The organism is Bradyrhizobium sp. AUGA SZCCT0169 (assembly GCF_018130085.1).
Taxonomy (GTDB): Bacteria; Pseudomonadota; Alphaproteobacteria; order Rhizobiales; family Xanthobacteraceae; genus Bradyrhizobium.
The window spans coordinates 86,344-113,018 of sequence record NZ_JAFCMC010000021.1; the positions used below are offsets into that span (position 1 = coordinate 86,344).

Genomic DNA, 26,675 nt, shown 5'->3' on the forward strand with positions numbered 1-26,675 from the left:
CGCCGGGGCCTCTTCCCCTCTCCCCTTGTGGGAGAGGGTGGATCGAATGAGCATCAGCTCATTCGAGACGGGTGAGGGGTCTGTCTCCGCGGATGGAGACCCCTCATCCGGCGCGCTTTGCGCGCCACCTTCTCCCACAAGGGGAGAAGGGAAGAAGGGATGCGCCGACGAATGAGGGTGCGGCGGCAGTCAGGCGTGCTTAAACCAGCACGCCCATGATGTCGGATTCCTTCATGATGAGGAGTTCCTCACCGTCCAGCTTGACCTCGGTGCCCGACCATTTGCCGAACAGCACGCGGTCGCCGACCTTGAGGTCGATCGGGATCAACTTGCCGGCTTCGTCCCGGCCGCCCGGGCCGACGGCCGTGATTTCGCCCTGCGAGGGCTTTTCCTTGGCGCTGTCGGGAATGATGATGCCGCCCTTGGTCTTCTCTTCGGCGTCGATACGCTTGACCACGACGCGGTCATGCAGCGGGCGGAATTTGGATTTGGCCATGAGGTTTCCTCTTTGGAAGGCTTGGTTTCAGGTCTGATTGCCATCAAAATGGCTGCTAATGCCGGGTATTCGACACCGTCCCGGGCGGGACGGCCAAACTCCCCGGGCAATTCTTGCCTTAGCAATCGTCGCATTTGAGTGCTAATGTATGGCCCGGGGAATATGGCTTGGCGCCGATCCTGTCAAGCAAGGGGGGTTAAGGCCCAAAAAAGGTTAAGGCCTTGGTGAGGCCAATATAGGATGCTCCCTGAGAAACCAAATCGGAGCGGCGGCGTAATTTGATGGACGTCATTGCTCCGGCACGTGTTTTACGGTTGGCTGCAGGACGGGTGCGGCCAAAAAACTTGTTTGGGGGAATGCGATGATCGGGTCCGGTACTGCGCGCGTGGTTGCCAATCTGGCGATCGCCTCGGCGCTCACGATAATCCTGGGGGCGTGCAGCAGCATGAGCCTGCCGTCGCTGTCATCAAGTTCCGCGCCTCCGCCCGAGCCGGGCGTCGCGCCCGAGATGCCGGCGACGATCCGCTCCGACGAGATCGTCGGCCGCTGGGGTCTCGCCTCGTATCAGAATCCGAACGACCGGGCCCGCACCGAAAAGATGGCCCGCGATCAGTGCAGGCAGCCTTATGTGATCACCGCCGGCACCTCCGGGGGCGTGGTCATGCATCTGGCCGACCAGGCGACCCCGCAGGAACTGCGCCTCAAGGGCTCTCCGAGCGGCAAGAATTATATCGGCCCGGCGGGAGCGACCCCGGGCGAGCAGGATCGCGAGATCGTCTCGTTCGACGGCCGTGTGCTGGTGACCCGCTTCGTCGAAAAGGATGCCGGGGTTCGTTACGGCAACATGGTCTATGTCCGCTGCGCGCCGCGCGCGTGAGACCACAAAAGCCTTAACCTCATCCGCAATAAAAAACGCCGGCTCCGCGCCGGCGTTTTTTTTTCGACGTGACGTCGCCAGGCGTTGTCGCCCGGCGCGCCGGAATTCCTAATCAAACAGCGCGTCGATGTCGTCCTGCGAGGCATGGCCGACGTCGCCGTCGAGCTTCGGACCGTTGAGCAGCTTGGCGTCGCCTTCACGGGTGTCGACGATCGGGGTCGCGTGCGCCTTCAGCGCGTCGACGCCACCCCAGATGTCCATCATGACGTTGATGTGGTTCTCGATGAACTTCATCGTGGTCATCACCTTGCTGATGCGCTGACCGGTGAGATCCTGGAAATTGCAGGCTTCGAAGATCGCGATGACGCGTTCCTGGATTTCCTCGCTGAGCAGCTTCTGCTGGTCCGGCGAAGTGTTCTTGGACAGCGCGGTCGCCGCCTGGTCGATCGCCTCGGTGGCTTCGAGAATTTGCTGCGTGGCCTGCTCGGTTCCGCCGACGACGGCGCCGAGCTCGCCATTGACCTTGGCCATTTCGCCGCCGTCAAAGCTCTTGCCGTGCAGCGTTGCGATTTCGCGCTTGGTGCGGTTGATGGCGTCGTGAATGAGGTCGAGTTCGACCTTGAGCTTTTCACACTGCTCGATCTGGGCACGATAGGTTTCCAGCAGCGCCTGGGCTTCGGCAACCTCGCGCGCCACCGACGCTTCCGCCGATTCAGTCACAACTGAGCGGCCTTGACCGCCCGCGGCCATCTGGGCGCGGATCGAGCGCAGCTCGCTCATGATCTCGCGATGCATCGGGCCGATGTCGCCGCCTTCGGCAGCCGCGGACACCGGTATTGGCACATCGCCCAAAATGGCCTGTTCGATACGAAAACGTTTGCGACTAACCGACATGATGTATTCCCACCCCTTAACTCCGTGACCTGTTTTAGACAGATGCGATTTAACGTGAGGTTCACGCGGGGAACACATCGCGGCGCAGTGTTCCGCGAAGCGCATACCAGGGATTAACCATGCGTGTGCGGCGTTCACTCAAAATAAACGCTACCGGGCAAATCAGCGCGCAACCTGTGACGTGGTGAATCCAAACGCCGTTTCTGTTTACCAAACCGATGTGGTTTTGACCCTTTATTGACCACGTGCAACGGCGCCGCTCAGGCGTCGCCAAGATCTAACAGTGACGAAACAGTACAGAGTACGTCGATGTTCAGAAAAATGTCTCTCGCGCTCCTTGCGGGCGTGTCGTGCCTTGGCTTCTCCGATTCTGCGTTGGCGATCGACGCCTCTCCGCTCGCCGAACCCACCGTGATCTACGCCAATCGGCCCGCGCAACCTGCGCCGGTACGCACCGCCTATGCCGAACGTTCGCAAATGGGCGGCGGCTTCATTGAATTCCTGTTCGGCGATGGGCCGGTGCAGGGCGGCCGCTATCAGCAGCAGCCGGTCTATCAGCAGCAGCCGGATTACCAGCAGCAGCCGGGGTACGGATATGGCGGAAGGCGCGGCACCCTGCCGCCGATGGATCCGCAACAACCGATGCGTCAGCAGCAGGAAGAGGCGCTCGAGCCGGCACAGCGCCCGGTCGATCCGAAGTACAACAAGCAGGTTGTCGACTATCACGGCAAGGAAGGTGTCGGCACCATCGTCGTCGATACGCCCAACAAGTTCCTGTTCCTGGTGCAGGGCGACGGCAAGGCCTTGCGCTACGGCATCGGCGTCGGCCGCCCCGGCTTCACCTGGTCCGGCGTCAAGACGATTTCGGCGAAGAAGGAATGGCCGGCCTGGACCCCGCCGCCGGAAATGCTGGCACGGCGTCCCGATCTGCCGCGGCACATGGAAGGCGGTCCGCAGAATCCGCTCGGCGCCCGCGCGATGTATCTGGGATCGACGCTCTACCGCATCCACGGCTCCAACGAGCCCTGGACCATCGGCACCAACGTCTCGTCCGGCTGCATCCGGATGCGCAATGAAGACGTGATCGATCTCTACGGCCGCGTCGGCGTCGGCGCCAAGGTTGTTGTGATCTGAGCAAAACCAGGTCTCGAAAAAAAACGGCCGCTCGATCGAGCGGCCGTTTTGCAATCATCGCTGTCGTCCCGGCGAAGGCCGGGACCCATAACCACAGATGTCTGTTGGTTTTGTATGTCCGTTGCCACAGCTTCGCTTACCACGAGCAGTGGTGGTTATGGGTCCCGGCTCAAGGCCGGGACGACGAGGAAGAGGAATCAAAACGGCCGCCCGATCGAGCGGCCGTTTTCTTTTTCAGACGTGACGTCGTTCAGGCTTAATCGTCGTCGCCGCCGCCGTCACCATCGAAGCCGTCATCCATGTCGTCATAATTGTCGTCGTTCGATGCGTTGTCGAAGTATCCGCTGCGTGAGCTGTCACCGCTGTTGTTGTCGTCGAACAGCCCGGTGCGCGAACTTCCGGACGAGCCGATGTCATTGGCACCGGCCTCCCGCGCCAAATCGCCGCCGGATTGATCGCTGCCGCCAGGCCGCCGGTCTTCGACGCTGCCGCGATGACCACCGCTATCGCCGCCGAAGGCCGCCTGCTGGTTGCCGCCGCCGCCCATCATCGAGCGGATGCTGCCGAGCAGCATCGATCCGCCGACCACGCCGGCGGCTGCTGCCGCCGCCGTTCCGAGGAAGGAGCCGCCACCGCCGCCGAACGCCGGCTGCTGCTGCGGCGGTTGACCATAGGCAGGCTGCTGCCCGTAGCCGGGCTGGCCGTATTGTCCGGGTCCTTGTTGTCCTTGCGTCTGCTGCACCACCTCGCCGCTGTTCCAGACCGGGCGGCCGCCCATGCCGGGCGAGCGGACGTTCGGCACCGAGCCGCGCGACTGGCTCTGCCCGAAGATCGTGTCACGCATCGAATCGAGGAAGCCGCCGGATTGATTCTGTTCGGCCGCGTGCCCGCTTTCCAGTTGCTGGATGCGGTCATTGGCGCGCTTCAGCGCTTCGTCCTGCACCAGCGCCGTTTGCACCAACGCATAGACGGCATTGGGCGCACCACGCAGGCCCTGCATGATCGCGGACATGGCTTCGGGATCGCGCGGGGCGCTTTCCAGCTTGGCAAGGCGGTCGAAAAGATCGTCAATCAGTTGGCGTTCTTGCGGTGTCATGGCGTTCTCCATCGCGCCCGGTGCCTCGAAGCGCGGGGCAGATGTAGGGCGGGGTTTGTGTCGCAAGTAGTGGGAGGGCAGATTAAATTTCGGTATGCGACAAAACGACCGGCCGGTTTATTGAGCAAACTCAAGCCAGTGTAACATTGTTCCTTGCCAGCAGCGGCGGCAATTGCGCGCCGGCGAGAAACGCGTGCTCGCTTTCGCGCTGTGTGGTCAGGGGATCGAGGCTGATGAGGGTTTCGTCGACGAAGCCCGGATGACACATCACCAGCCCGCCCTCCGGCATGCCCTGCAGGAATTGTCCCATCAGGACGCCGAAATCGGGCGTCTTCGAAAAATCATAGGCGCCGGCAAAGGCCGGATTGAACGGGATACCGGCACGGGTGGCGAGCTTGCGAAACCGCGAGCTGAGCGCATCGAGCAGCAGCGCCTTCGGCGCGCCGAGCCGTTTGGCCAGCGGCTGCAGGCGGCCGCCCTGGCGAACCCAGGCGCCGGGCGCGGCCTGCTTCACCGCGCGCAGAAACGCATCGCGCACCTGCGGGAAGAGCTGCGCATGCTGATGGCCGTCGACGAAATCCGGCGGGCGGCCGAACAGATCCTGGAACGCGGCCAGCTGATCGATCAATTCGGCATGGATCATCTCGGGATCGAGCCGCCGCAACAGGCCCGAACGCAGCATCGCCGGCAGCGGCAGAAACATGCCGCCATCGGTCGGTCTGAAGTGCATCGTCAGCGGCCGGAATGGCGCGGTCAGCGTCGCATGCAGGCCGATCGCGCAGCGCGGGCTGCCGGCAGCGGCGTCCTGCAGCGCCGTGACCTCGCCGCGGCCGATCGCCGGGCCGACCACCATCACCGATGTCGCATTGAGGCGGCGCTGGCCGATCAGCTCGCGAATGGCGCGATTGACGCCCTCGCTGATCCCGTAATCATCGGCGCACAGCCAGATACGGCGCGGCGGCGCGGCATCGTTCATTCCGCGGCGGTCCGTTCGCTGACAGTTGTGGTGGTCGTTTCGTCCGCGTGCTTCTCGGAGTGTTCGGCGACGAAATAGATCGGACGCGCTTTCAGCTCCGACAGGATCTTGCCGATATATTCGCCGACGATACCGATCATGATCAGCTGCACGCCGCCGATCGTCATCAGGCCGATCACGAGCGAGGGATAGCCGGGGACCTGCTTGCCCGTGGTCAAGACTTCCCAGAGAATAGTCAGGCCGAACAGAAAGGCGCCCACGGCGAGCAGCACGCCGAGCAGGCTGGCAAAGCGCAACGGCGCTACCGAGAACGAGGTCAGCCCCTCGATCGACAGGCCCACCAGCCGGCCGGCGCTGAAGGTGGTGACGCCGTGCGCGCGCGGCGCCGGCTCATAATCGACGCGGATCTGGCGAAAGCCGATCCAGCTCGCCAGACCCTTGAAGAAGCGATTGCGCTCGGGCAGCTGCTTGAGCGCTGCCGCGGCGCGCGGCGACAGCAGGCGGAAGTCGCCGGCATCCTCGGGGATTTTCTGCCGTGCGCCGTAATTGATCAGCGCGTAGAAGCCGTGCACGGCAAGACGCCGCAGAAACGATTCATTGTCGCGATGCGCCTTCGCCGTATAGACGACGTCGTAGCCGTCATCGATCCAGTGGCTGACCAGCTTCTCGACCAGGGTCGGCGGATGCTGGCCATCGCCGTCCATGAACAGCACCGCACCGCGCCGCGCATGGTCGAGCCCCGCCATCAAGGCGGCTTCCTTGCCGAAATTGCGCGACAGCGACACCACCTGAACGTCGAGCGCGTCGGCCTTCAGGGTGCGCGCGATCGTGAGCGTGGTATCGGCGCTGCCGTCGTCGACATAGACCACTTCGCTGGCGAGGCCGTAGCGCTGCCGCAATGTCCTGGCGAGGCCGATCAGCCGCTCGTGCAGCAACGCGAGCCCGGCGGCCTCGTTATAGACAGGCACGACAATCGACAGCCCCCGCGCCGCGGCGCTCGCCGCGGTGGTGGACAGGCCGGAAACGTCAGAGCCAAGCGTCATCGATCAGGTTCCAAATCATCCATATGTTTTGAGCATGATCTCTTCGGAAAACCGGTGCCCACCCCGCATCAAGTGCGGGGCAGGCTTTTTCCGGATCATGCTCCCAACAGCATATGTTACTTGCCACTAGCTGTCGCTACGATGAACGAAAACAAGAGCCGCTTTGAAAACACAGCCGCCTTATTGTCGCAGAAACGCCTCGAGCCGGGCGAACAGCGGGTTTTCCCGGTCGAGCACATATTCGAGGGAAGCCACCGAAACCGTATCGGCGCCGTGCTCGCGCAGGAAGCTGCCGAGCGCGTAGAGCTTCGACGGCGGGCAGTGCAGCGTCAGCATGCCCGACGAGGTCGGGCCGCCGAACGGGGCGACGACACCGAAGCGGTTATGCGCCTCGGTCAGCAGCCTGTCGTTGCAGCCGGCAAAGCGGGTGCGGACTTCGCGATATTTGGCGGCGCGCGCGCGTGCGGCAATGTGATCGAGGATGACGCGCGCGGTCTCGCGCGCCCCGCTCGACCAGTCGGCATCCTTTGAGGCGACGAGGTTGGCCTGGCTGCGCAGGATCACGCCGTCGTCAAGCACCTTGAGGCCGTTGGCGACGAGGGTAGCCCCTGTTGTCGTGATATCGACGATCATCTCGGCGGTGCCGACCGCGGGCGCGCCTTCGGTGGCGCCGGCGCTCTCGACGATGCGGTAGTCGACCACGCCGTGGGTGGCAAAGAAGTTCCGGGTCAGGTTGATGTATTTGGTCGCGACCCGCATGCGCCGGTTATGCTGCGCGCGGAAACCCGTCGTGACGTCGTCGAGATCGGCCATGGTGCGGACGTCGATCCAGGCCTGCGGTACCGCGACCACGACATTGGCGCTGCCGAAGCCGAGATTGTCGATCAACAGCACGCGCTTGTCGGCGTCCACGATGCTTTCGCGCAAGAGATCTTCGCCGGTCACACCAAGATGCACCATGCCGCGGGCGAGCTGCGAGGCAATCTCGCTCGCCGAGAGATAGGCGATCTCGACATTGTCGAGCCCGGAGATCGTGCCGCGATAATCGCGCGCGCCGCGCGGCTTGGCGAGGCTGAGGCCGGCGCGCGAAAAGAACGCCTGGGCTTCTTCCTGCAGGCGGCCCTTGGAGGGAACGGCGAGAACGAAGGGCGCGGTCATGATGCGTTCCCGACCGGTTTGCGGAGTTGCGTCAGGGCTTCGATCCAGACCGAGAAGCCCACCGCCGGGATCGGCGCGGCCGAGCCCAACTGGGTCATCAGCCCGTCATAGCGCCCGCCCGCCACCAGCGGCTCGACGCCGTTGTCCTTGACGCGACCTTTGGCGTGCAGTTCGAACTCGAAGCCGGTGTAATAGTCGAGGCCGCGTCCGAACGACGTCGAAAAGCGCGTCAGGCTGGTGTCGATGCCGCGCGCGGCCATGAAGCCGACGCGGCTTTCGAGCTGATCGATCGCCGCCGTCAAATTGAGCCTGGTGTCCTCGGCCAGCGCGCGCAATTGCGCCACCGCGTCATCGGGATCGCCCGCGATGGCAAGAAAGCGCTTGATGGTCGCGAGCGCGTCGCGCGGCAGCGCGCCGCTCTTGAGCGTCGATTGTTCGAGAAAGCGGTCGGCGATTTCGGCAACCGTGCGGCCGCCGACATTGGTGGTGCCGGCGATCGACATCAGGTCGGTGACCAGCGCCAGCGCGGCCTTGCGGTCGGAGCCGGCAAGGGCTGCCAGCACGCCTTCATATTCATTGCGGCCGGGGGCGGTCGCCAGTGTCAGCTGCTCGATGTCCTGGGCGAGGCTGACCTTGCGGTTGAAATCCTTGATCAGCCGCCGCTTCCAGACCGGATAAAGTTCGAGCGCATCGATCAGCGCGGTGAACAGCGCGACGTCGCCGGTGCGGATTTCGACATCGCTCAGGCCGAACGCCGAAGTCGCCTCCAGCGCCAGCGCCAGCATTTCCGCATCCGCCGCGGCGCGATCCTGCCGGCCGAAGGATTCGATGCCGGCCTGCAGGAACTGGCTCGGCTGACCGTCGCGATAACGGAACACCGGCCCGAGATAGCTGAAGCCCGCGGGCTGGCCGGCGCGGCCCGAGGCCAGATAGTCCCGCGCCACCGGAATGGTGAGATCGGGACGAAGGCAAAGTTCTTCGCCGCTGGCGTCGGTGGTCAGATAGAGGCTCTTGCGGATGTCCTCGCCGGAGAGGTCGAGGAACGGCTCGGCCGGCTGCAGAATCGCCGGTTCAGCCTGGGCGTAGCCGGCCTGCGCAAACGACAAAAGCAGCGCGTCCACCCAGGTGGCGGACCCGGCGGCACCATCGATGGCGGCGGTTACGGTCATTTCGCGTCCAAATATCCCGAAAAACGGGTTCCTAGAGGTATCGAGCGTTTGGTGGCGGAGGCCTTAGCATGGCCGGGGCAGGGTTTCGACAGAGATTGGTGTCGTCGCTTAACGCGGGGTTCAATGAGGCTTAACGGCCTCGGCTGGCTAACCCGGCCCGGCCCAGTCGCCGAGCGCGGCCTGCACCAGCGCCAGCGCCGCGACGCCGGCCGTATCGGCGCGCAAAATTCGGGGCCCGAGCGAAAGCCGCAGGGTTCGCGGCTGGCGCAGCAGCAGCGTGCGCTCTTCCTCGGCAAATCCGCCTTCGGGACCGATCAGGATGTCGATGCCGCCAGCCGCCGTTAACCCGTTTTGCAGCGCCTGCAGCGGCGAGGTGGTTTCCGCGGCCTCGTCGCAGAAAACCAGGAGGCGCTCCGGCTGGCGCTGGCTCAGAAAGCGATCGAGCGGCATCGGCTCGGCAACATCGGCGAGACTCAGGATGCCGCATTGCTCGGCGGCCTCGATGACATTGGCGCGCATCCGCTCGCCATTGACCCGCGAGACCTGGGTGAAACGCGTCAACACCGGCTGCAGCCGTGAGGCGCCCATCTCGACCGCCTTCTGCACCATGTAGTCGAGCCGGGCATGCTTTAACGGGGCAAAGACGTAGGCGATGTCGGGCAGGCGATCCTGCGGCCGGTTCTGAATGAGGATCTCAAGGCTGTCGGGCCGCTTCCGCCCGATAATCTGCGCCTGCCATTCGCCGTCACGGCCGTTGAACACCAGGATCGATTCGCCGGCGGCAAGCCGCAGCACATTGCCGAGATAATTGCTCTGGTTGCGCTCCAGCGCGACCCTTTCGCCCGGGCTCAAGGGGGCATCGACGAACAGGCGAGGGGCACGAAAATCGAGTTCAGGCATCTGTGATTGTTCCGTTTCGCGCCGGTTTTAGCCTAAAGGGCTAGAATCCGGGGACAATTTAATGATTCGGTGCGGCCCAGCGCCGCGCTGCCGCCTAAATCCACGGGTTGTTAAGGGCCGGCAGGAATCGTAAAAAGCCCCGTCGGAATTGTGCTTCGATCGGAAGTCGCCCGGGCCCTGCTGGACCTTTGCCGGAGAAACACCTTTGAAAATCCGCCGTCTCATTGTGCCGCTGACGATTGCCGTGACCGTTCTCGCGGGGCAGGCCTTTGCGCAGACCCCATTTCCGGCGCCGCTGCCCGGACAGGCCGCACCCGCCGCGGCCAGCAACGCATCGCCGTTTCCGCCGGTGAACGGCGCGGCGCCTGCGGCATCGGTGGGTGGTCCTTCACCGTTCCCGTCGGCCGGAGCCGCCCCTGTCGGGGGCGGTTCGGTATTCGACCGCGGAGCGGCGCCGCCGCCACAAGCCGGCGGCGCGCAAGATGCCTGCATGAAGGCGTTCGTCCCGTTGCGCGAGGAGGCCGAGAAGCGCGGCAAGATGATCAAGGCCGCGAGCGATCGCAAGGCGTCGCCGGACGAGGCCTGCAAGCTGATCGGCAGCTACAGTGTGGCCGAAGTCAAGATGATCAAATATGTCGAGACCAATTCCGCGAAATGCGGAATTCCGCCGCAGATCGCCGAGCAGCTCAAGAACAGCCACAAGAACACCGAAAAAATGCAAAAGCAGGTCTGCACGGTCGCCCAGCAGGGAGCACAGGCGCAGCGAGCGGCAGCTCCAAGCCTGAGCGAAGCGCTCGGCTCGTCGGCGGCGCTGCCCGAGGCGCAAACCGTGCGGAAGGGCGGCAGCACGTTCGATACGCTGAACGGCAACGTTCTCACCCGATGACCGCCTTCCGATGAGCGACGCTACGGCCCGCGTTGCCGACGCCACCGGCAACTGGGTCGATACGCGCGCGCCGTCCTGGTCGCGGCCCTATCTGCGGCTTTCCCGTTTCGACCGGCCGATCGGCTCCTGGCTGTTGCTGATGCCGTGCTGGTGGTCGGCGGCGCTGGCCGCCGGCATCGCGCGCGACGCCAGTCAATTGTGGCTCGTCATCGTGCTGTTCTTCATCGGCGCCTTCGTGATGCGCGGGGCGGGGTGCACCTGGAACGACATCACCGATCGCGATCTCGACGGCAAGGTCGAGCGCACGCGGTCGCGCCCGATTCCGGCCGGACAGGTGAGCGTGCCGCAGGCACTGGCGTGGCTGGTGCTGCAGGCGCTGATCGGGCTCGCCGTGTTGCTGCAGTTCAACCGCTTCGCGATCATGACCGGCATCGCGTCGCTGATCATCGTCGCGGTCTATCCCTTCATGAAGCGCATCACCTGGTGGCCGCAGGTCGTGCTCGGCCTTGCCTTCTCATGGGGCGCCTTGATGGGATTTGCGGTCACGCTCGGACGCATCGATCTGACCGCGCTCGTGCTCTATGCCGGCTCGATCGCCTGGGTGATCGGCTACGACACCATCTACGCGCATCAGGACGCCGAGGACGACGCGCTGATCGGCGTCAAATCGACCGCGCGTCTGTTCGGCGCGGCGACGCATCGGGCGCTGGTCGTGTTCTATACGCTGGCGGTGGTGCTGATCGGCGTCGCGTTGGTGCTGGGCGGGGCGCGATGGCCGGCATGGATCGGGCTGGTCGCATTTGCTGTTCATCTGGTCTGGCAAATCCGGCGGCTCGACATCAGCGATCCCGCGCTGTGCCTGCGCATCTTCAAATCCAACCGCGATGCGGGGCTGCTGCTGTTTGCGGGCCTGCTGGTCGATGCGGTGATGCACTGATGCGTAGGGTGGGTTAGCGCAGCGTAACCCACCATCTTGATCTTCCGCACAGCGGTGGGTTACGCCTTCGGCTAACCCACCCTACAAAAAAATCTCAATCCCTTGCGATGATCTCGCGTTCGCCCTGATGGATGTTGGCCGGGTTGAGCAGGTCTCCGGCACGCCGGCGCACCAGAAATTTCGGGCGGCGGGCACGGATGGCGTTGTGGCGGCGGCGGCGCTGGGCCGGATCGCGGCGCTTGTCCTCCGGCAATAGCGGAAGCGCGAAGATATCGCTCCACATCTGCCAGGCGGAAGAAAGCTCCTCGGCATCGGAGCTGACGCCAAGCGGAATGTTCAGCGAAGGGTCGCGATGCACCAGCACCAGCATCTGCGCGTCGTCGAGACCGCGCAAAGCCACGCCGAGAAAATCGCTGACGCGAACGTTGACGGCCATCTGCATGCCGCGGACGGCACGGCGCAGCACGACGCGTTCGCGGTGAAGTTCGATCTGCCGCACGCCGCCGTCAGCGCGGGTGTCCTGCGCATCGAAGCGGAGCGGAAGGGAAAGAGGGTCGAGCCGCAATGCGCGGCCCGACCCGGCGGGATTGATCCCGCTTGTTGCTGTTTGACGCCTCACGGCTTTCGTCTCCCCGCCGGAATTATGTTCCCGGTCGATGTGTGAGACCTTAGCCGAGCGGTTTCCGTTTTGGCTTAAAAAGGCTGGTTAACCCGAGGTCACCGTCACTGCTTCTGCCCGCATGATTGACAAGAGCTTGGCGCGCATGATTGACGAGTCCTTGCTTTGAAGCCGAAAATGATTGGCTTTTGGCACCGCAAAATGCTTGAAATCCCTGTGAATCAGGCACATCTGATGGGTCCAAAGATTTGCGTCCCAACTCGCTTCAATGTCAGGGATTTTGTTTGTGAACTCTTCACCATCCAAGCCTTCATCTTCCGCGACCTCGGACCTGTTCGACCAGTCGGCGCTCTCGACGCTGGCGCAGCAGCTGGTCGAGGCTGCCAAGCGCGCCGGCGCCGATGCGGCTGATGCGGTCGCGGTGCGCGGCGTCAGCCAAGGCGTCGAAGTGCGCGATGGCCGCGTCGAGGAGTCCGAGCGATCGGAAGGCGACGATGTCGGATTGCGCGTGCTGGTCGGACAGCGCCAGGCCGTGGTCTCGACCAACGACATCAGCGGCGATGGCATTTCGAAACTGGCCGAGCGCGCGGTCGCGATGGCGCGCGTCGCACCCGACGACAAATATGTCGGCCTCGCCGATCCTTCACTCCTGGCACGCGAGTTCGCCGATCTCGACCTGCTCGATCGCACGGTTCCCTCGACTTCCGAACTCGAACGCCGCGCCGTAGAAGCGGAGGCCGCGGCGCTTGCGGTCAAGGGCGTGACGCGATCAGGCGGCGCGTCGGCATCGAGCGGCATCGGCGGCATGGTGCTGGTGACTTCGACCGGGTTCCACGGCTCGTATTTGCGATCGAGCCAGGGCATCTCGATGACCGCGATTTCAGGCGAAGGCACCGGCATGGAGCGCGACTACGATTACACGTCGGCGCCGCATGCCTCCGATCTTGCCGCGCCCGAAAGCGTCGGCCGCAAGGCGGGCGAGCGCACGGTGGCGCGCGCCAATCCGCGCAAGGTCGAGACCTGCAAGGTGCCGGTCGTGTTCGATCCGCGGGTGTCGGGATCGCTGGTCGGCCATCTCGTCGGCGCCGTCAACGGCGCCTCGATCGCGCGCAAGACCAGTTTTCTGAAAGACCGCATGGGCGAGCAACTGTTCGCCAAAAACATCCGCATCATCGACGATCCGCTGCGGGTGCGCGGATTGCGTTCGCAGACCTTCGATGCCGAAGGCGTCACGGTGAAGAAGCTCGCGATCATCGACGAGGGCGTGCTGACCTCGTGGCTGCTGGACACCGCGACCGCGCGCGAACTTGGACTGGTGACGACCGGCCATGCGCATCGCGGCGTGTCGTCGTCGCCGTCGCCGGGATCGTACAATCTGCACATGGAGGCGGGCGAGCCGACGCCGGCCGAGTTGATCTCTGACATCAAGCAGGGCTTTTACGTCACCGATCTGATCGGCTCCGGCGTCAACGGCGTCACCGGCGATTACAGCCGCGGCGCGTCCGGCTTCTGGATCGAGAACGGCGAGATCACCTATCCCGTCAGCGAAGTCACGATCGCGGGCCATCTGCTGGCGATCTTCCAATCGCTGACTGCGGCCAACGATCTGGAATTCCGCTATGGCGTCAATGCGCCGACCGTGCGCATCGAGGGTTTGACGCTTGGCGGACGCTGATACGCTTGAAACGACAAAGGCGCGCGACGCCGCGCTGCTGACGGAGACGGTGCGCGAGGCGGGGGCGCTGGCGCTGTCGTTGTTTCGCACCGAGCTGAAGAACTGGACCAAGGGCGCCTCGTCGCCGGTGTCGGAAGCCGACATCGCCGTCAACGATCTCGTCGAAAGCCGGCTTCGCGCGGCAACGCCTGATTATGGCTGGCTGTCGGAAGAAAGCGTCGACGACGACACGCGCCTCGGCAGGAAACTGGTCTGGATCGTCGATCCCATCGATGGCACCCGCGCCTATCTGGCCGGCCGCGAGGACTGGTGCGTGAGCATCGCGCTGGTGGCCGATGCCACGCCGCTGCTGGCGGCGGTGTTCGCACCCGCGACCGACGAATTCTTCTTCGCGGTGCGCGGGCAGGGCGCCACGCGCAACGGCAAGCGCGTGCTGGCGACCGCAGGCACGGATCTGGATTTTTCCCGCATGGCCGGCCCCAAGCCGCTGGTGCAGCGGCTGAGCCCGTCATCCGATGAGATCACGCTGTTTCCGCGAATCGGTTCACTGGCGCTTCGGCTGTGCCGGGTCGCCGACGGCAGCCTGGATGCCGCTTTTGCGGGCGGGCAGAGCCGCGATTGGGACCTTGCGGCGGCGAATTTGATCGTGCACGAAGCCGATGGTAGGATGACGGCGCTCTCGGGGGACACGATTGAGTATAATCGCCGGGAGGTGACGCACGGGGTGCTGGTGGCTGCGGGACGTGATCGGCATGCACGCATTGTCGAGCATTTTCGAATCCGTCCGCTGCCCTGAACACGCCGGACCAGCGTCACGGTTCGTCACGCCACTCATCATGCGATACACCTCAACAAACTCGCTTGCCGGGCACCTCGTTAGGAACAACCATCATGCCAGATAGTGCCCCGCCACAACTGCTTCATCTCGTCATCGGCGGCGAGTTGACCGATCTCGAACACATCACCTTCAAGGATCTCGACCAGGTCGATATCGTCGGCGTGTACCCGAATTACGCCACCGCCCATGCGGCCTGGAAGGCGAAGGCGCAGCAGACCGTGGACAACGCCCACATGCGCTATTTCGTGGTCCACCTCCACCGGCTGCTCGATCCGGGACAAGACACCAAGCAAGATACCAAGCAAGACGCGAAGCCTGCCCGTTGAAACGATTCCTTCGCGATTTGCTGCGCAGCAGCTGGCTTCAGCGCGCGGTCGGTGTGCTTGCGGCCGAATATCTGCGGCTGGTCTGGTTGACCAACAAGTTCAGCTACGAACCGGCTGACGTCTACGACCAGGTCGAGCCCGCCATGCCGGCGATCCTCGCGTTCTGGCACGGCCAGCATTTCATCACGCCGTTCATCAAGACCAAGGAGAGCCATCGCGCCAAGGTCCTGATCTCGCGGCATCGCGACGGCGAGTTCAACGCCATTGCGGCCGAGCGGCTCGGCATCGGAACCATCAGAGGTTCCGGCGACCATGGCGGCGCCTTCCACCGCAAGGGTGGCGTCGGCGCGTTCCGCGAGATGGTGCAGGCGCTGGAGCAGGGGTGGAATGTCGCGACCACCGCCGACGTGCCGAAGCGGGCGCGGGTGGTGGGGCTCGGCCTCATCATGCTGGCGCGGGAGTCCGGGCGGCCGATTCTTCCCTTTGCGATGGTGACCAGCCGGTTCATCCGGTTGAAAAATTGGGACTCCTCCACCATCAATTTGCCATTCGGCAGGGGTGCCGTGGTAGGCATTGATGCGGTTTTCGTGCCGCCGGACGCCGACGCAGAGACCATGGAAAAGCTGCGCCAACAGGTAGAGACTTATCTGAACGAAGCGACCCGCCGCGCCTATGCGGCTGTCGGTCGTCCGGAGGCCGCCCTTGGTTAATTCGCTGCCGCTGCCGATGACGTTGCGCGTCTACCGGAGTCTGTCGTCCGCGATGGTGCCGCTGGCGCCTGCGTTCATCAACCGGCGGCTGAAGCTCGGCAAGGAAGATCCGGCGCGCGTCAGCGAGCGCCGCGGCGTGAGCGCCGATGTTCGCCCGGTCGGGCCGCTGGTGTGGATTCACGGCGCCAGCGTCGGCGAGGTGCTGGCCTCGGCAGCGCTGGTCGAGCAGCTGCGGGCGCTGAACCTGCGCATCCTCCTCACCTCGGGCACGGTGACCTCGGCGGCGGTCGTCGCCAAGCGGTTTCCGCCCGACGTTATCCATCAATATGTCCCCTACGACTCGCCGCGCTACGTCGCGCGGTTTCTCGACCATTGGCGTCCGTCGCTGGCGCTGTTCATCGAGTCCGATCTGTGGCCGAATTTGATCCTGTCGAGCGCGGCGCGGCGCGTGCCGATGGTGCTGATCAACGGCCGCATGTCGCCTCGCTCGTTTCCGCGCTGGCGGCGTGTCTCCGGCACCATCTCGGCGCTGCTCGGCCGGTTCGAACTGTGCCTCGCGCAGTCGGAAACCGATGCCGACAGGTTTTCGACACTTGGTTGTCCCAACGTCGTGACCACAGGCAATCTGAAGCTCGACGTTCCCGCACCACCGGCGGATCAAGCCAAGCTGGAGCGGCTGATGGCGATGACGCGCGGCCGTCCGGTCGTCATCGCCGCCTCCACCCATCCCGGCGAGGACGAGATGCTGGCGGAGGCGCACAAGATCCTCGCCGGATACTTTCCGAACCTGCTCACCGTGATCGTGCCGCGGCATCCCGATCGCGGCGAGGCGATCGCGCGCATGGTCGAGGCGTCCGGCCTGCACGCGTCGCTGCGTTCGCGCGAGGAATTGCCGACCGCTGCGACCGACATCTATGTCGCCGACACCATGGGCGAGCTCGGGTTGTTCTACCGGTTGTCGCCGATCGTGTTCATGGGCGGATCGCTGGTCGAACATGGCGGACAAAATCCGATCGAGGCGGTCAAGCTCGGCGCCTCGATCGTCCATGGCCCGCACGTCTTCAATTTCGGCGACGTCTATGAGGCGCTCGATCAGGCCGGCGGCGCGCGAAAGGCTGACACCCAGGAGGCCCTGGTCAAGCAACTCGGTCAGCTGCTCGCCGATCCCAGGGCGCGCGAAGTATCGCTCAAAGCTGCCGAGCGTGTGGTCGAACGGCTCGGCGGCGCGCTGGATCGCACGATGATCGCGCTGGAGCCGTATCTGTTGCAGCTGCGGCTCGAAATGGGAGCCGCGAATGCGTGAGCCGCGCTTCTGGCACGGCCCGCCTTCTCTTCAATCCAACCTGTTGAGCCCGCTCGCTGCCCTCTACGGCGCCATCGCCGCGAGACGGATGCAGCGCGGGGGCCTGGATGCCGGCGTCCCCGTCATTTGTATTGGCAATTATCACGTCGGCGGCGCCGGCAAGACGCCGACGGTGCTGGCACTGGCGAAGCTGCTCCGCGAGCTCGGCGAAACGCCCGTCGTGCTGAGCCGCGGCTATGGCGGAAAATTACGCGGGCCGGTGCGGGTCGATCCGGAGCGGCATGCCGCCGCCGATGTCGGCGATGAGCCGCTGATGCTGGCGGCGACGCTGCCGGTGGTGGTCGCGCGCCAACGCGCCGACGGCGTTCCGCTGGTGCGTTCGCTGGCGGCGTCCGTGATCCTGATGGATGACGGTTTCCAGAATCCCTCGGTCGCCAAGGATGCCTCGCTGATCGTGATCGACGCCGGCCGCGGCCTCGGCAACGGGCAGGTGTTTCCCGCAGGCCCCTTGCGCGCGCCGCTAAAGCCGCAACTGGCGCGCACCGATGCGCTCATCATCGTCGGCAACGGTACGGCGGCCGACCGCGTTGCGGCCGATATCGCCGCACAGGACAAGCCGGTGCTGCGCGCGCGCCTTGTGCCGAACCAGGATTCGGTGGCTTCGCTGCGCGGCAAGCGCGTGCTGGCCTTCGCCGGCATCGGCGATCCCGCAAGATTTTTTGGCACGCTGACGGCAAGCGGCGTTGAGGTGGTCCGGCAGCACGCCTTCGCCGATCACCATGCGTTCTCGAAGGCCGAGATCGACGGCCTGATCGCCGAGGCCGGCCGCGACGCGCTGACGCTGGTGACGACGGAAAAGGATCTGGCGCGCCTGAGAGTCGGCGGCGGATTGCCGGATTGGGCGAAAGCGATCGTGCCGTTCGCGGTGACGCTCGAGTTTGAGGACGGCGCGAAGCTAAAGAGGTTCGTGACCGATCAACTCTTCAAGGCGCGCGAGAAGAAATTTGCGTCGTCGTCCCGGGCTTGACCCGGGACCCATAACCACCGTCGTCAGTTGTTGAAGCGGGCTGGAGTTCCAGCCTGACATAACCACGAAGAGCTGTGGTTGTGGGTCCCGGGTCAAGCCCGGGACGACAAATAATTCAACCCTGCGTCTTCAGCGCGCCGGGAAAATGCCGCTGCAGCACGGCTGATGGCACCGAATAGGCTTCCTGCAGATCGACGCTCCAGTATTTCAACTCGTCGAGCGGGATCCGCACATCCGATATCGCGCAGCGCACATAGGTTCCCGGCGAGACCACGCGGAAATCGCCATCCAGATATTGCACCTGCGCTTCGCCATGTCCCGAGGGACCGAATTTATTCAGCACCGCAAACTCTCCGACAGGTCGGCCATTTCACAGGCCGACTAAAGTGTATTTTCCAAATCCGATCTATCACAGATAGGCTGGGCTGTCCGCTCCCGAAACCCACCCGCAAGAAACCACCTGCAAGAAAACCACCTGATTGTGATGAATTTTCGCCGATCGCGCGTGATAACCTCCTGATTATGTTCGCATTGCCCCGAGCGCCAGTTTGACCCGGCGAAATCAGATGCGCCCAGCGACACTGCTATTCCTGACGCTGTTCGCCGCGGCCTGCGCAGCCGTGCCGCGCGCCGCTTCGGGCGCGCCACTGCCGGCCCCTAAACAGGTCGATATCCCCGCGCCAAAACTCAACTTGCACGCCCAGCTCTACAGGCCTGACGGTGACGGGCCGTTTCCCACCGTGATCGCGCTGCATGGCTGCGGCGGCCTGAGTGGACATTCCGAGCCGGTGCTGCCGCGCTACCGCGACTGGGTCGAACAACTATTGAAGGCGGGACATGCGGTCGTGCTGCCGGACAGCTACGGTTCGCGCGAACTCGGCCCGCAATGCCGCGACAAGGAGCGCCGGGTGCTGGCGCGCCGCGAGCGGGTGGCCGATATCGTGGCGACGCGGCGATGGCTGGCGCAGCAGGCCTGGGTGGCGCAGGATCGCGTCAGCCTGATGGGATGGGCGAACGGGGCCAGCGCGCTGTTGTGGGCGGTGCGTCCGCAAGCCTGGCGCCACGACGGGCCGGATTTCCGCTCGGCGGTCGCCTTCTATCCGGACTGCCGGATCTCCGCCGGCCTCGGCTGGAGCGCGCGGATGCCGACGCTGCTGTTGATCGGCGCCAAGGACGATGTCAGTTCGCCATCGGCGTGCCGCCAGATGGTGGACGGCGCCCGCGGCCGCAGCGCGCTGGCGCGGATCGAAATCTATCCCGGCGCGCCGCACGATTTCGACCGCGCCAATCTGCCGCTCCGCGCGCTCGGCAGCGGCGATGCCGGCCAGCCGGAACGCGGCCACATCGGCACCGATGCGGCGGCGCGCTCGGACTCGCAAAGGCGCGTGGCGGAATGGCTGGCAAGGTGAGCGAGAGCGACGTAGCGCGGTGTCTCTGCTCCCTCGCCCCGCTCTTGCGGGGAGAGGTAAGGAAGGCGCATCGCTCGCCTAAAACAAACTGCCCTGATCGACCGGCTTGACCACGCGCTTGGGCGCCAGCGTCTTGGTTTCTCGCCGGGCAAGGGTCGGCTGGCTCATCGGTGCTGATGTCGCCGCCGGCCGGTCGGCATCCGCCGTCGCCGCGACGCGGCCGTCGGCGAACTCGATTGACAGAGGCGCGCCCGGGCCGATCGACGCTGCGGCATGCACGGCGTGGCCGTGTTCGTCGCGCACCAGCGCAAACCCGCGCGCCAGCACGCCGCGATAGGACAGCGCCGACAGCAACTGGCCGCTATGGGCGACGCGGGCGTTGAGCCGCGTCATCGCGGTCACCAGCGCGCGGCGCGCGCGCTCGGCAAGGCGCTGCGTGCGTTCGCGGTCGCGCGCGATCGCGTTGCGCTGCGCTTGCGCGTTGGAAAGTTTCGACGCTTTCAGCCTGAGTTCAAGTCCGGCAAAGCGATCGCGCCGGTTGCGCAACAATGCCCGTGCGGAAAGCCTGATGCGCTCGCCGGATACGGTGAGACGGTGCCCCGCCTGCGCGACCTGTCCGCGCAGCACCTTCAGCGTCAAGCCGGCGCTGAGCTGCGAGAAACGGCGATGATGCGCGTTGGTGTTGGCTTTCAAGCCGCGGGGCAGGGCGCTACCTGCGCTGTCCAGCCGCTGCCGCGGGATCGCCAATAATTCGCTGGCCGCGGGCAGGGCGCGCGCCGCGGCGCGCAATTCGTTGCGCCGACTTTCCTGGCCGCGCAGCCAGCACACCATGGTGCGGCGCGCCAGGCCGGCGACCTCGACCAGCAATTCGCTGCGCACCGGCACGGCCATTTCGGCGGCCGCCGTCGGCGTCGGCGCGCGCTTGTCGGCGGCAAAATCGATCAGCGTGATGTCGGTCTCGTGCCCGACCGCGGAGATCAGCGGGATCATGCTCTCGGCCGCGGCGCGAACCACGATCTCCTCGTTGAACGACCACAAATCCTCCAACGAGCCGCCGCCGCGCGCGACGATCAGCAGATCCGGCCGCGGAATCTTGCCACCCTCAGGCAGCGCGTTGAAACCGCGGATCGCGGCGGCAACCTGTTCGGCGGAGCCTTCGCCCTGGACCTTCACCGGCCACACCAGCACGCGGCGCGGAAAGCGGTCTTCGAGGCGGTGCAGGATGTCGCGGATCACGGCGCCGGTCGGTGAGGTCACGATGCCGATCACTTCCGGCAGCCACGGCAGCAATTGCTTGCGCGCTTCGTCGAACAGGCCCTCGGCGCCGAGTTTCTTCTTGCGCTCTTCCACCAGCGCCATCAGCGCGCCGATGCCGGCGGGCTCGATGGCTTCGATGACGATCTGGTATTTCGACGAGCCCGGATAGGTGGTGAGCTTGCCGGTCGCGATCACCTCGAGCCCTTCCTGCGGCTTGAACCGCATTCGGGAATGCACGCCCTTCCAGATCACAGCCTCGATCTTGGCGCTCTCGTCCTTGAGCGCGAAATAGCAGTGGCCGGAGGAATGCGGCCCGCGGAAGCCCGAAATTTCGCCGCGCACCCGGACATGGCCATAGGCGTCCTCCACCGTCCGCTTCAGGGCGGAGGAGAGTTCCGAGACGGTGAATTCGGGCGCGTTGAGCAGTGGTTCGGTGGCAGGCATCTCGTCAATCGAATCAGGCTTTTGGGGCTTCTACGCAAGGTAGGGACTTTTGCTTATCCCCGCCAATCTCCGCCGGTGTGGTGTTTCAGGTAATATAGTAGTGATGACTTTGTCCGTCGGGGGAAAACCGGATTGCGGGCGGAAAAGTCATCTTGGCTCCGGACAAGTGCCATCCTGCTGGAGGCTGCTCTTGCCGTCCGTGAAGGTTTTGTGCGACCTGCTCGACTTGTCGTTCCCCACATCTGGCTCCAGTCATGAACATCCTCCTGCTCGGTTCCGGCGGCCGCGAACATGCCCTGGCATGGAAGATCGCCGCATCTCCGCTGCTGACGAAGCTCTGGTGCGCGCCGGGCAATGCCGGCATCGCCAAGGATGCCGAATGCGTCGCGCTCGACATCACCGACCATCCGGCCGTGATCGATTTCTGCAAGGCGCACAAGGTGGATTTCGTCGTGGTCGGCCCCGACGCGCCGATCGCCGCCGGGATCGTCGACGATCTCAACAGTGCCGGCTTCAAGGCGTTCGGGCCCACCCAGGCCGCGGGCCGGCTCGAGAGCTCGAAAACCTTCACCAAGAATCTCTGCCGCGCCAACAACATTCCGACCGCGGCGTATGAGCATTTCACCGAGGCCGCGAAGGCAAAAGCCTATATCCGCAAGCAGGGCGCGCCGATCGTGATCAAGGCCGATGGTCTGGCCGCCGGCAAGGGCGTCGTCGTGGCGATGAGCGAGGCCGAAGCGCTTGACGCCGTCGACATGATGTTCGGCGGCGGGTTCGGCGACGCAGGCGCCGAGGTCGTGGTCGAGGAATTCATGGTGGGCGAGGAGGCCTCGTTCTTTGCGCTGTGCGACGGCGAACACGCGCTGCCGCTGGCGACCGCGCAGGACCACAAGCGCGCCTTCGACGGCGACCAGGGCCCGAACACCGGCGGCATGGGCGCCTATTCCCCGGCGCCGGTCATGACGGACGCGATGTGCGCCCGCGTCATGGAGGAGATGATCCATCCGACGCTGCGTGCGATGAAGGCGATGGGATCGCCCTACAAGGGCGTGCTGTTTGCCGGCGTGATGGTGACCAAGGACGGCCCGAAACTCGTCGAATACAACGCCCGGTTCGGCGATCCGGAAACCCAGGTGCTGATGTTGCGGATGATGTCCGATATCTTGCCGGCGCTGATCGCCAGCGCCGACGGGCAATTGAAGAATTTCAGCCTGCGCTGGTTCGACGATGCGGCGCTGACCGTGATCATGGCGACGAAAGGTTATCCCGGCAGCTATGGCAAGGGCTCGGTGATCTCAGGTCTCGACGACGCCGCAAAAGTCGAGGGCGTCGAAATCTTCCACGCCGGGACGATCGAGAAAGACGGAAAAATTCTCGCCAGCGGCGGCCGCGTGCTGAACGTCTGCGCCATGGGCAAGACGGTGACCGAGGCGCAGCAGCGCGCCTATGCGGCCGTCGATCGCATCAACTGGGCGGAAGGCTTCTGCCGCCGCGACATCGGCTGGCAGGCGGTGGCGCGGGAGCGCTGACGCCGCCTGCAATCCGCGCAACGCATCTCCGCGCTTTGGCCCTCTGGACACGCAGATGTTGCGATGTCCAAAATCGCCTCAAAACGGAGGAGCGTCCCGATGGCGATTATCGATTCCCAGGTCCATGCCTATGAGGCCAACACGCCGAAGCGGCCCTGGGCCACGGTGCCGAACTGGCCCGACCACGTCACCGGCGACGAGATGGTGGCGGCGATGGACAAGGTCGGCGTCGACGGCGCGATCTTCATCTCCGCCTTCTCGATGTACCGCTACGACGCCAGCTATGCCGTGGAAGTGGCGCGCGCCCATCCCAACAGGCTCGCCATCGTCAAGCCGGTCGACCCGGATGATCCCAACGTCGCCGACGTCATCGCCGACTGGAAGAAGATGCCGGGCGCGGTCGGCATCCGCATCATGCTGACCAGGGAGAACAAGCGCGAGCCCGGTCACCCCGGCATCGACCGCATTGCGCGCGCGGCCGTCCAACATGACTTTCCGGTGAATCTGCTGTGCTGGGACAATCTCGATGCCGGCAGGGCGCTGGTCGATCGTCATCCCGACACGCGCTTCATCCTCGACCATCTCGGCATCCTGCAGCCGCGCACGCCGCCGGCGCCCGCGCAGCCTTGGTCCCCTTGGGCCGAACTGCCCAAGGTGCTGGCGCTCGCCAAACGCAAGAACGTGGTGATCAAGGTCAGCGGCGCCTGCACGCTGTCCAAAGAGCCGTATCCATTCCCTGACATCTGGGACCCGCTGGCGCGCGTGTTTGAGGCCTGGGGTTTCGATCGCTGCCTGTGGGGCACCGACTGGACCCGCGCCTTCGCCGTCGTCAATTACGAGCAGGCCGTCACGCCGTTCCTCAAGACGGACCGCCTCAGTGACACCGAGCGGGCCATGCTGATGGGCGGTGCCTGCGCCAAGGCCTATGGCTGGTCACCGAACAAAGGCTAGCGCATTTCAACAGCGGCCCTAGCCCGGGGATTGCTTCCCATTGACCATCGAAAGAACCGTACCGGCGAGATCGGCGGGAGAATTCACCAGTTGGTCTGCGCCCGCCGTCTCAAGTTCGTCCCTCGTGCCATAACCCCAGAGCACGCCAAGACCGCGCATCCCGACCGCGTGGGCGCCGGAAATATCATGCCGGCGATCCCCGACCATCAGGCTGCGAGACGGCGCAAGACCGTGCCTGGACAGGATATGGGCGAGCAACTCGGGCTTGTGATCCAGCTCGCCGCTCGGCACGGAGCCATGGATGCCATCGAAGTAGCTGGCAAACCCCAGATGCTCCAGAATGCGGCTCGCGAAGATCTCCCGCTTCGAGGTCGCGAGATAGACCCGCAATCCGCATCGCTTCATCTCTGCAAGGCAGTTGCCAATTCCCGGATAGGGCACGCTGCCGAGAAACCCGCTTTCACCGTAGTGCTGACGATAGGCCGTGACTGCTTCACCGACCCGGTCGTCTCCGTATGACTGCAGCAGGGTTTGCATGATCTCTTCGAGTGGCGGCCCGATGATGCGTTTTATGTCGGGGGTTCCATCCGGTTCATGTCCAAGGGCGCGCAGCGCCGCCAGACAGCTTGCCGAAATGCCGGGATACGAATCGATCAAGGTGCCGTCGAGGTCCAGAAGAACGGAGCACGTCATGATCCAAAGCTAGCGGCCAAAGCAAACCTGTACAAGTTCGCTTGATTTCGTTGCTGCGTCGGCTCATTCGCGGCAAGGCAATGCAGCGGCAAGTCCGGCCATGTCGCGGTGAGGTCTCATCCGGCGCAGCCACCGCCCCCCGTTTCCCGTTACTAGCCTAAGCCGATCCGATGGCTTATTCTGAAGCCCGGGGCAGGCAATGACACCACGTTCTGCAGCAGGCGGCGGATCGAAAAAGCCGCAAAGCCGTACGGCGAAGCCGCGAAAGCGGATCATTGCGCCAAAGGTGGCGCGCGCTTCCAGGTCAGCGAAAACGGACGCCGAAAATCCAGCGCAAACCGAAGTCGAACGACTCGCCCTCGAACTTCAGCAAGCCAGAGAGCGCCAGGCCGCGACATCCGAGGTCCTGAGCCTCATCGCCGACGCGCCGACCGATCTTGCGCCGGTATTCGACCGGATCGTCAGGAACGCAGCGCGGCTCTGCCAGAGCGTGCTGAGCGCCGTCTACCGCCGGGACGGGGACCACGTCCACCTGGTCGCGCACGATCAGTTCTCTCCGGCATCGGTGGCGGCGGTGCGCAAAGCCTACCCGGCTCCGCTCACCAGCAAGAATCTGATCTCGGTCGCGATCCGCGAGCGCCGCGTCGTGCATGAGCCGGATGTGCTGGTCTCCGGCGGCTACAGCGAACTGCAGAAGACATCGGGCTATCGCAGCATCCTGATCGTGCCGATGCTGCGCGACGAGGTCGCGATCGGCGCCATCGCGGTGATGCGCCTGGAGCCGCAATTATTCCCCAAGGCGCAGGTCGAGCTCCTGAAGACCTTTGCCGGCCAGGCGGTCATCGCCATCGAGAACACGCGGCTGTTCACGGAAGTGCAGGAACGCACCAGGCAGCTGTCGCAATCGCTTGACGATTTGCGCGCCGCGCAGGGCAGTCTGGTACAGACCGAGAAACTGGCCGCGCTGGGACGGCTGGTGGCGGGCGTTGCGCACGAGATCAACACCCCCGTCGGCACCAGCCTCACCGTGGCCTCAGCATTGATCAACAAGACCAAGCGGTTTGAAGCCGATGTCGCCAAGGGTGACGTGCGCCGCTCGACGCTCTCGGAGTTCATTGCGGCCAGCCGCGAGGCGGCGTCGCAGATCATGTTCAATCTTGGCAACGCGGTCGAACTGATCCAGTCGTTCAAGCAGGTTGCAGCCGATCGCAACGTTTCGGACCGCAGGCGTTTCGATCTCGGCGAGGTGACCGAGCAGGTCGTCGGGGGATTGCGGTTCGGGCTGCGAGGTCAAAACCTGACGGTCGCCGTCGAATGCGAACCCGATCTTGTCATGAATAGCTATCCCGGACCTTACGGCCAGGTGCTCACCAATCTGGTTCTCAACTCCGCGGCGCATGCCTTTCCGGACGGCGGCGGGGGATCGGTCCATATTGCGGCGCAGGCATCGGGCAAGGGCAATGTCGAGGTGCTGTTTTCAGACGACGGCTGCGGCATGAGCCCGGAGGTCAAGCGCCAGGTGTTCGACCCGTTTTTCACCACCCGGCGCGACCAGGGCAACACCGGCCTCGGGTTACACATCGTCCACAACATCGTGACCAATCGTCTGGGCGGCCGGATTCATCTGGAAACCAAACCCGGCATGGGCACGAAAATCCAGATCATCATGCCGCGCGAAGCGCCGCGGGAAGCGGCGGCGGAGTAGGGCGGGGCGACGCGGCGAGATCGCGAAGCGGTGCTTGCAATGACCCATCCACGTCGTCCCGGACAAGCGAAGCGCGATCCGGGACCCATACGCCGCGGCCCATCGGTGAGAGCGCAGGTCTTGGACACCTTCTGCAAACAATGAGGGCCGCGGCGTATGGGTCCCGGCTCAAGGCCGGGACGACGTCGCTGCGCTCGCGACGACGATTGACTGCGACAAAGTAACCCGACGGGCAAAATTCCACTTCCCTCGTAGGGCAAATCAGCGGTTTGAATCGTCGCGTCCCGCCCGACAAGAGGGGCGTGCGCACGTCACGAACGCGCGGCGGGATGCGGTGGACGTTTGTTGCGCCTGACGACGGCGTATACAGGCGTACGGCAAAACCGTGTGGTCCTGGCGCCCGTTGCCGGCGTCAAGCTGTCGAAGAAGCGCGAGCGGAAGCGGCAGCGACGGAGTCAACCAAGAACTCGTCTCCGGGGAGAGCGCGGCATAAGCCGTAAAGCCATTGCGCAGGGAAGGCCGGGTGTTCTCCGCTGCCCTGTATGCTCGTGTGCAGCCTACTTAGTGCAAACCGCACACGGGACCGCGGGTGCAGCGCGCACCCGGTCTTCCCTGCGCCCTCT

The 26,675-nt window shown here is 64.7% G+C and carries 26 protein-coding genes; 14 read left to right on the forward strand and 12 right to left on the reverse strand.

Annotated elements, in window-relative coordinates; translation table 11 throughout:
- Positions 1-199 precede the first annotated feature (199 nt).
- Positions 200-496: a co-chaperone GroES gene (gene groES, locus JQ609_RS22540; RefSeq protein ID WP_192738881.1), complete on the reverse strand. Its 297-nt coding sequence runs from the start codon at positions 494-496 to the stop codon at positions 200-202.
- A gap of 361 nt (positions 497-857) precedes the next feature.
- On the opposite strand from groES, the gene JQ609_RS22545 reads away from it, so the two are divergent.
- Positions 858-1,373, forward strand: a complete 516-nt coding sequence (locus JQ609_RS22545) for a hypothetical protein (RefSeq protein ID WP_212209638.1) — start codon at positions 858-860, stop codon at positions 1,371-1,373.
- A gap of 108 nt (positions 1,374-1,481) precedes the next feature.
- On the opposite strand, the gene JQ609_RS22550 is transcribed toward JQ609_RS22545, so the two are convergent.
- Positions 1,482-2,267, reverse strand: coding sequence for a protein phosphatase CheZ (locus tag JQ609_RS22550; RefSeq protein WP_212209639.1), 786 nt, complete (start codon positions 2,265-2,267; stop codon positions 1,482-1,484).
- 309 nt (positions 2,268-2,576) lie between these two features.
- Between JQ609_RS22550 and JQ609_RS22555 the strand changes: the two genes are divergently transcribed.
- Positions 2,577-3,401, forward strand: a complete 825-nt coding sequence (locus JQ609_RS22555; protein ID WP_212275006.1) for a L,D-transpeptidase — start codon at positions 2,577-2,579, stop codon at positions 3,399-3,401.
- Positions 3,402-3,657: 256 nt separating this feature from the next.
- On the opposite strand, the gene JQ609_RS22560 is transcribed toward JQ609_RS22555, so the two are convergent.
- The 6 genes from JQ609_RS22560 to JQ609_RS22585 all read right to left on the reverse strand — a co-directional run bounded on the left by JQ609_RS22560 (position 3,658) and on the right by JQ609_RS22585 (position 9,743).
- Positions 3,658-4,497 carry a DUF2076 domain-containing protein gene (locus JQ609_RS22560; RefSeq protein WP_212275007.1) on the reverse strand — a complete coding sequence of 280 codons (840 nt, stop codon included), beginning with the start codon at positions 4,495-4,497 and terminating at the stop codon, positions 3,658-3,660.
- 130 nt (positions 4,498-4,627) lie between these two features.
- Complete coding sequence (locus JQ609_RS22565; protein ID WP_212209642.1) at positions 4,628-5,473, reverse strand: ChbG/HpnK family deacetylase; 846 nt, start codon at positions 5,471-5,473, stop codon at positions 4,628-4,630.
- On the reverse strand, positions 5,470-6,516 hold the full coding sequence (locus JQ609_RS22570) for a glycosyltransferase family 2 protein (protein ID WP_212209643.1): 1,047 nt from the start codon (positions 6,514-6,516) through the stop codon (positions 5,470-5,472). The genes JQ609_RS22565 and JQ609_RS22570 overlap by 4 nt, the downstream gene beginning before the upstream one ends.
- A gap of 180 nt (positions 6,517-6,696) precedes the next feature.
- Complete coding sequence (gene hisG / locus JQ609_RS22575) at positions 6,697-7,674, reverse strand: ATP phosphoribosyltransferase (RefSeq protein WP_212209644.1); 978 nt, start codon at positions 7,672-7,674, stop codon at positions 6,697-6,699.
- Entirely contained in the window at positions 7,671-8,843 is a 1,173-nt protein-coding gene (locus JQ609_RS22580) for an ATP phosphoribosyltransferase regulatory subunit (RefSeq protein ID WP_212209645.1), read from the reverse strand. Before JQ609_RS22580 ends, hisG begins: the two co-directional genes overlap by 4 nt.
- 147 nt (positions 8,844-8,990) lie before the next feature.
- Positions 8,991-9,743, reverse strand: coding sequence for a 16S rRNA (uracil(1498)-N(3))-methyltransferase (locus JQ609_RS22585; protein ID WP_212275008.1), 753 nt, complete (start codon positions 9,741-9,743; stop codon positions 8,991-8,993).
- A gap of 205 nt (positions 9,744-9,948) precedes the next feature.
- Between JQ609_RS22585 and JQ609_RS22590 the strand changes: the two genes are divergently transcribed.
- Both JQ609_RS22590 and ubiA read left to right on the forward strand, forming a co-directional pair.
- Positions 9,949-10,629, forward strand: coding sequence for a hypothetical protein (locus JQ609_RS22590; protein WP_212209647.1), 681 nt, complete (start codon positions 9,949-9,951; stop codon positions 10,627-10,629).
- Positions 10,630-10,639: 10 nt separating this feature from the next.
- A complete protein-coding gene (gene ubiA, locus JQ609_RS22595) occupies positions 10,640-11,566 on the forward strand; it encodes a 4-hydroxybenzoate octaprenyltransferase (protein WP_212275009.1) in 927 nt (308 codons plus the stop codon).
- A gap of 94 nt (positions 11,567-11,660) precedes the next feature.
- Here the strand turns inward: ubiA and JQ609_RS22600 are convergent, their stop codons facing one another.
- Positions 11,661-12,185 (reverse strand): DUF6101 family protein, encoded by a 525-nt coding sequence (locus tag JQ609_RS22600; RefSeq protein ID WP_212275010.1) that lies wholly within the window; start codon positions 12,183-12,185, stop codon positions 11,661-11,663.
- 268 nt (positions 12,186-12,453) lie between these two features.
- Here JQ609_RS22600 and JQ609_RS22605 point away from each other — a divergent pair, with 268 nt between their 5' ends.
- The 6 genes from JQ609_RS22605 (at position 12,454) to lpxK (ending at position 18,064) form a co-directional block, all read left to right on the forward strand.
- Entirely contained in the window at positions 12,454-13,860 is a 1,407-nt protein-coding gene (locus JQ609_RS22605; RefSeq protein ID WP_212275011.1) for a TldD/PmbA family protein, read from the forward strand.
- Positions 13,847-14,656, forward strand: coding sequence for a 3'(2'),5'-bisphosphate nucleotidase CysQ (locus JQ609_RS22610; RefSeq protein ID WP_212275012.1), 810 nt, complete (start codon positions 13,847-13,849; stop codon positions 14,654-14,656). The genes JQ609_RS22605 and JQ609_RS22610 overlap by 14 nt, the downstream gene beginning before the upstream one ends.
- A gap of 95 nt (positions 14,657-14,751) precedes the next feature.
- Positions 14,752-15,024, forward strand: coding sequence for a DUF4170 domain-containing protein (locus JQ609_RS22615; RefSeq protein ID WP_211993617.1), 273 nt, complete (start codon positions 14,752-14,754; stop codon positions 15,022-15,024).
- Positions 15,021-15,734, forward strand: a complete 714-nt coding sequence (locus tag JQ609_RS22620) for a lysophospholipid acyltransferase family protein (protein WP_212275013.1) — start codon at positions 15,021-15,023, stop codon at positions 15,732-15,734. The genes JQ609_RS22615 and JQ609_RS22620 overlap by 4 nt, the downstream gene beginning before the upstream one ends.
- Complete coding sequence (locus tag JQ609_RS22625) at positions 15,697-17,037, forward strand: 3-deoxy-D-manno-octulosonic acid transferase (protein ID WP_212275014.1); 1,341 nt, start codon at positions 15,697-15,699, stop codon at positions 17,035-17,037. Before JQ609_RS22620 ends, JQ609_RS22625 begins: the two co-directional genes overlap by 38 nt.
- Positions 17,030-18,064 (forward strand): tetraacyldisaccharide 4'-kinase, encoded by a 1,035-nt coding sequence (gene lpxK, locus JQ609_RS22630; RefSeq protein ID WP_212275015.1) that lies wholly within the window; start codon positions 17,030-17,032, stop codon positions 18,062-18,064. The genes JQ609_RS22625 and lpxK overlap by 8 nt, the downstream gene beginning before the upstream one ends.
- Positions 18,065-18,179: 115 nt before the next feature.
- On the opposite strand, the gene JQ609_RS22635 is transcribed toward lpxK, so the two are convergent.
- On the reverse strand, positions 18,180-18,407 hold the full coding sequence (locus JQ609_RS22635; protein ID WP_212209655.1) for a DUF2093 domain-containing protein: 228 nt from the start codon (positions 18,405-18,407) through the stop codon (positions 18,180-18,182).
- Between the two features lie 223 nt (positions 18,408-18,630).
- Here JQ609_RS22635 and JQ609_RS22640 point away from each other — a divergent pair, with 223 nt between their 5' ends.
- Positions 18,631-19,473, forward strand: a complete 843-nt coding sequence (locus JQ609_RS22640) for a dienelactone hydrolase family protein (protein WP_212275016.1) — start codon at positions 18,631-18,633, stop codon at positions 19,471-19,473.
- Between the two features lie 78 nt (positions 19,474-19,551).
- Here JQ609_RS22640 and xseA read toward each other — a convergent pair whose 3' ends face one another.
- Positions 19,552-21,174 (reverse strand): exodeoxyribonuclease VII large subunit, encoded by a 1,623-nt coding sequence (xseA, locus tag JQ609_RS22645; protein ID WP_212275017.1) that lies wholly within the window; start codon positions 21,172-21,174, stop codon positions 19,552-19,554.
- A gap of 254 nt (positions 21,175-21,428) precedes the next feature.
- On the opposite strand from xseA, the gene purD reads away from it, so the two are divergent.
- Together purD and JQ609_RS22655 are read left to right on the forward strand one after the other, a co-directional pair.
- Positions 21,429-22,703 (forward strand): phosphoribosylamine--glycine ligase, encoded by a 1,275-nt coding sequence (gene purD, locus JQ609_RS22650; RefSeq protein WP_212275018.1) that lies wholly within the window; start codon positions 21,429-21,431, stop codon positions 22,701-22,703.
- 99 nt (positions 22,704-22,802) lie between these two features.
- Positions 22,803-23,654, forward strand: coding sequence for an amidohydrolase (locus JQ609_RS22655; protein ID WP_212275019.1), 852 nt, complete (start codon positions 22,803-22,805; stop codon positions 23,652-23,654).
- Positions 23,655-23,672: 18 nt separating this feature from the next.
- On the opposite strand, the gene JQ609_RS22660 is transcribed toward JQ609_RS22655, so the two are convergent.
- On the reverse strand, positions 23,673-24,347 hold the full coding sequence (locus JQ609_RS22660; protein ID WP_212275020.1) for an HAD hydrolase-like protein: 675 nt from the start codon (positions 24,345-24,347) through the stop codon (positions 23,673-23,675).
- Positions 24,348-24,546: 199 nt separating this feature from the next.
- Between JQ609_RS22660 and JQ609_RS22665 the strand changes: the two genes are divergently transcribed.
- Positions 24,547-26,052, forward strand: coding sequence for a HAMP domain-containing sensor histidine kinase (locus JQ609_RS22665; protein ID WP_212275021.1), 1,506 nt, complete (start codon positions 24,547-24,549; stop codon positions 26,050-26,052).
- Positions 26,053-26,675: the final 623 nt, after the last annotated feature.

Coding starts and splice junctions, on each gene's coding strand:
- groES (WP_192738881.1), bottom strand. CDS start 496: ATGGCCAAATCCAAATTCCGCCCGCTGCATGACCGCGTCGTGGTCAAG.
- JQ609_RS22545 (WP_212209638.1), top strand. CDS start 858: ATGATCGGGTCCGGTACTGCGCGCGTGGTTGCCAATCTGGCGATCGCC.
- JQ609_RS22550 (WP_212209639.1), bottom strand. CDS start 2,267: ATGTCGGTTAGTCGCAAACGTTTTCGTATCGAACAGGCCATTTTGGGC.
- JQ609_RS22555 (WP_212275006.1), top strand. CDS start 2,577: ATGTTCAGAAAAATGTCTCTCGCGCTCCTTGCGGGCGTGTCGTGCCTT.
- JQ609_RS22560 (WP_212275007.1), bottom strand. CDS start 4,497: ATGACACCGCAAGAACGCCAACTGATTGACGATCTTTTCGACCGCCTT.
- JQ609_RS22565 (WP_212209642.1), bottom strand. CDS start 5,473: ATGAACGATGCCGCGCCGCCGCGCCGTATCTGGCTGTGCGCCGATGAT.
- JQ609_RS22570 (WP_212209643.1), bottom strand. CDS start 6,516: ATGACGCTTGGCTCTGACGTTTCCGGCCTGTCCACCACCGCGGCGAGC.
- hisG (WP_212209644.1), bottom strand. CDS start 7,674: ATGACCGCGCCCTTCGTTCTCGCCGTTCCCTCCAAGGGCCGCCTGCAG.
- JQ609_RS22580 (WP_212209645.1), bottom strand. CDS start 8,843: ATGACCGTAACCGCCGCCATCGATGGTGCCGCCGGGTCCGCCACCTGG.
- JQ609_RS22585 (WP_212275008.1), bottom strand. CDS start 9,743: ATGCCTGAACTCGATTTTCGTGCCCCTCGCCTGTTCGTCGATGCCCCC.
- ubiA (WP_212275009.1), top strand. CDS start 10,640: ATGAGCGACGCTACGGCCCGCGTTGCCGACGCCACCGGCAACTGGGTC.
- JQ609_RS22605 (WP_212275011.1), top strand. CDS start 12,454: ATGTCAGGGATTTTGTTTGTGAACTCTTCACCATCCAAGCCTTCATCT.
- JQ609_RS22615 (WP_211993617.1), top strand. CDS start 14,752: ATGCCAGATAGTGCCCCGCCACAACTGCTTCATCTCGTCATCGGCGGC.
- JQ609_RS22625 (WP_212275014.1), top strand. CDS start 15,697: ATGCGGCTGTCGGTCGTCCGGAGGCCGCCCTTGGTTAATTCGCTGCCG.
- lpxK (WP_212275015.1), top strand. CDS start 17,030: ATGCGTGAGCCGCGCTTCTGGCACGGCCCGCCTTCTCTTCAATCCAAC.
- JQ609_RS22640 (WP_212275016.1), top strand. CDS start 18,631: ATGCGCCCAGCGACACTGCTATTCCTGACGCTGTTCGCCGCGGCCTGC.
- xseA (WP_212275017.1), bottom strand. CDS start 21,174: ATGCCTGCCACCGAACCACTGCTCAACGCGCCCGAATTCACCGTCTCG.
- purD (WP_212275018.1), top strand. CDS start 21,429: ATGAACATCCTCCTGCTCGGTTCCGGCGGCCGCGAACATGCCCTGGCA.
- JQ609_RS22655 (WP_212275019.1), top strand. CDS start 22,803: ATGGCGATTATCGATTCCCAGGTCCATGCCTATGAGGCCAACACGCCG.
- JQ609_RS22660 (WP_212275020.1), bottom strand. CDS start 24,347: ATGACGTGCTCCGTTCTTCTGGACCTCGACGGCACCTTGATCGATTCG.
- JQ609_RS22665 (WP_212275021.1), top strand. CDS start 24,547: ATGACACCACGTTCTGCAGCAGGCGGCGGATCGAAAAAGCCGCAAAGC.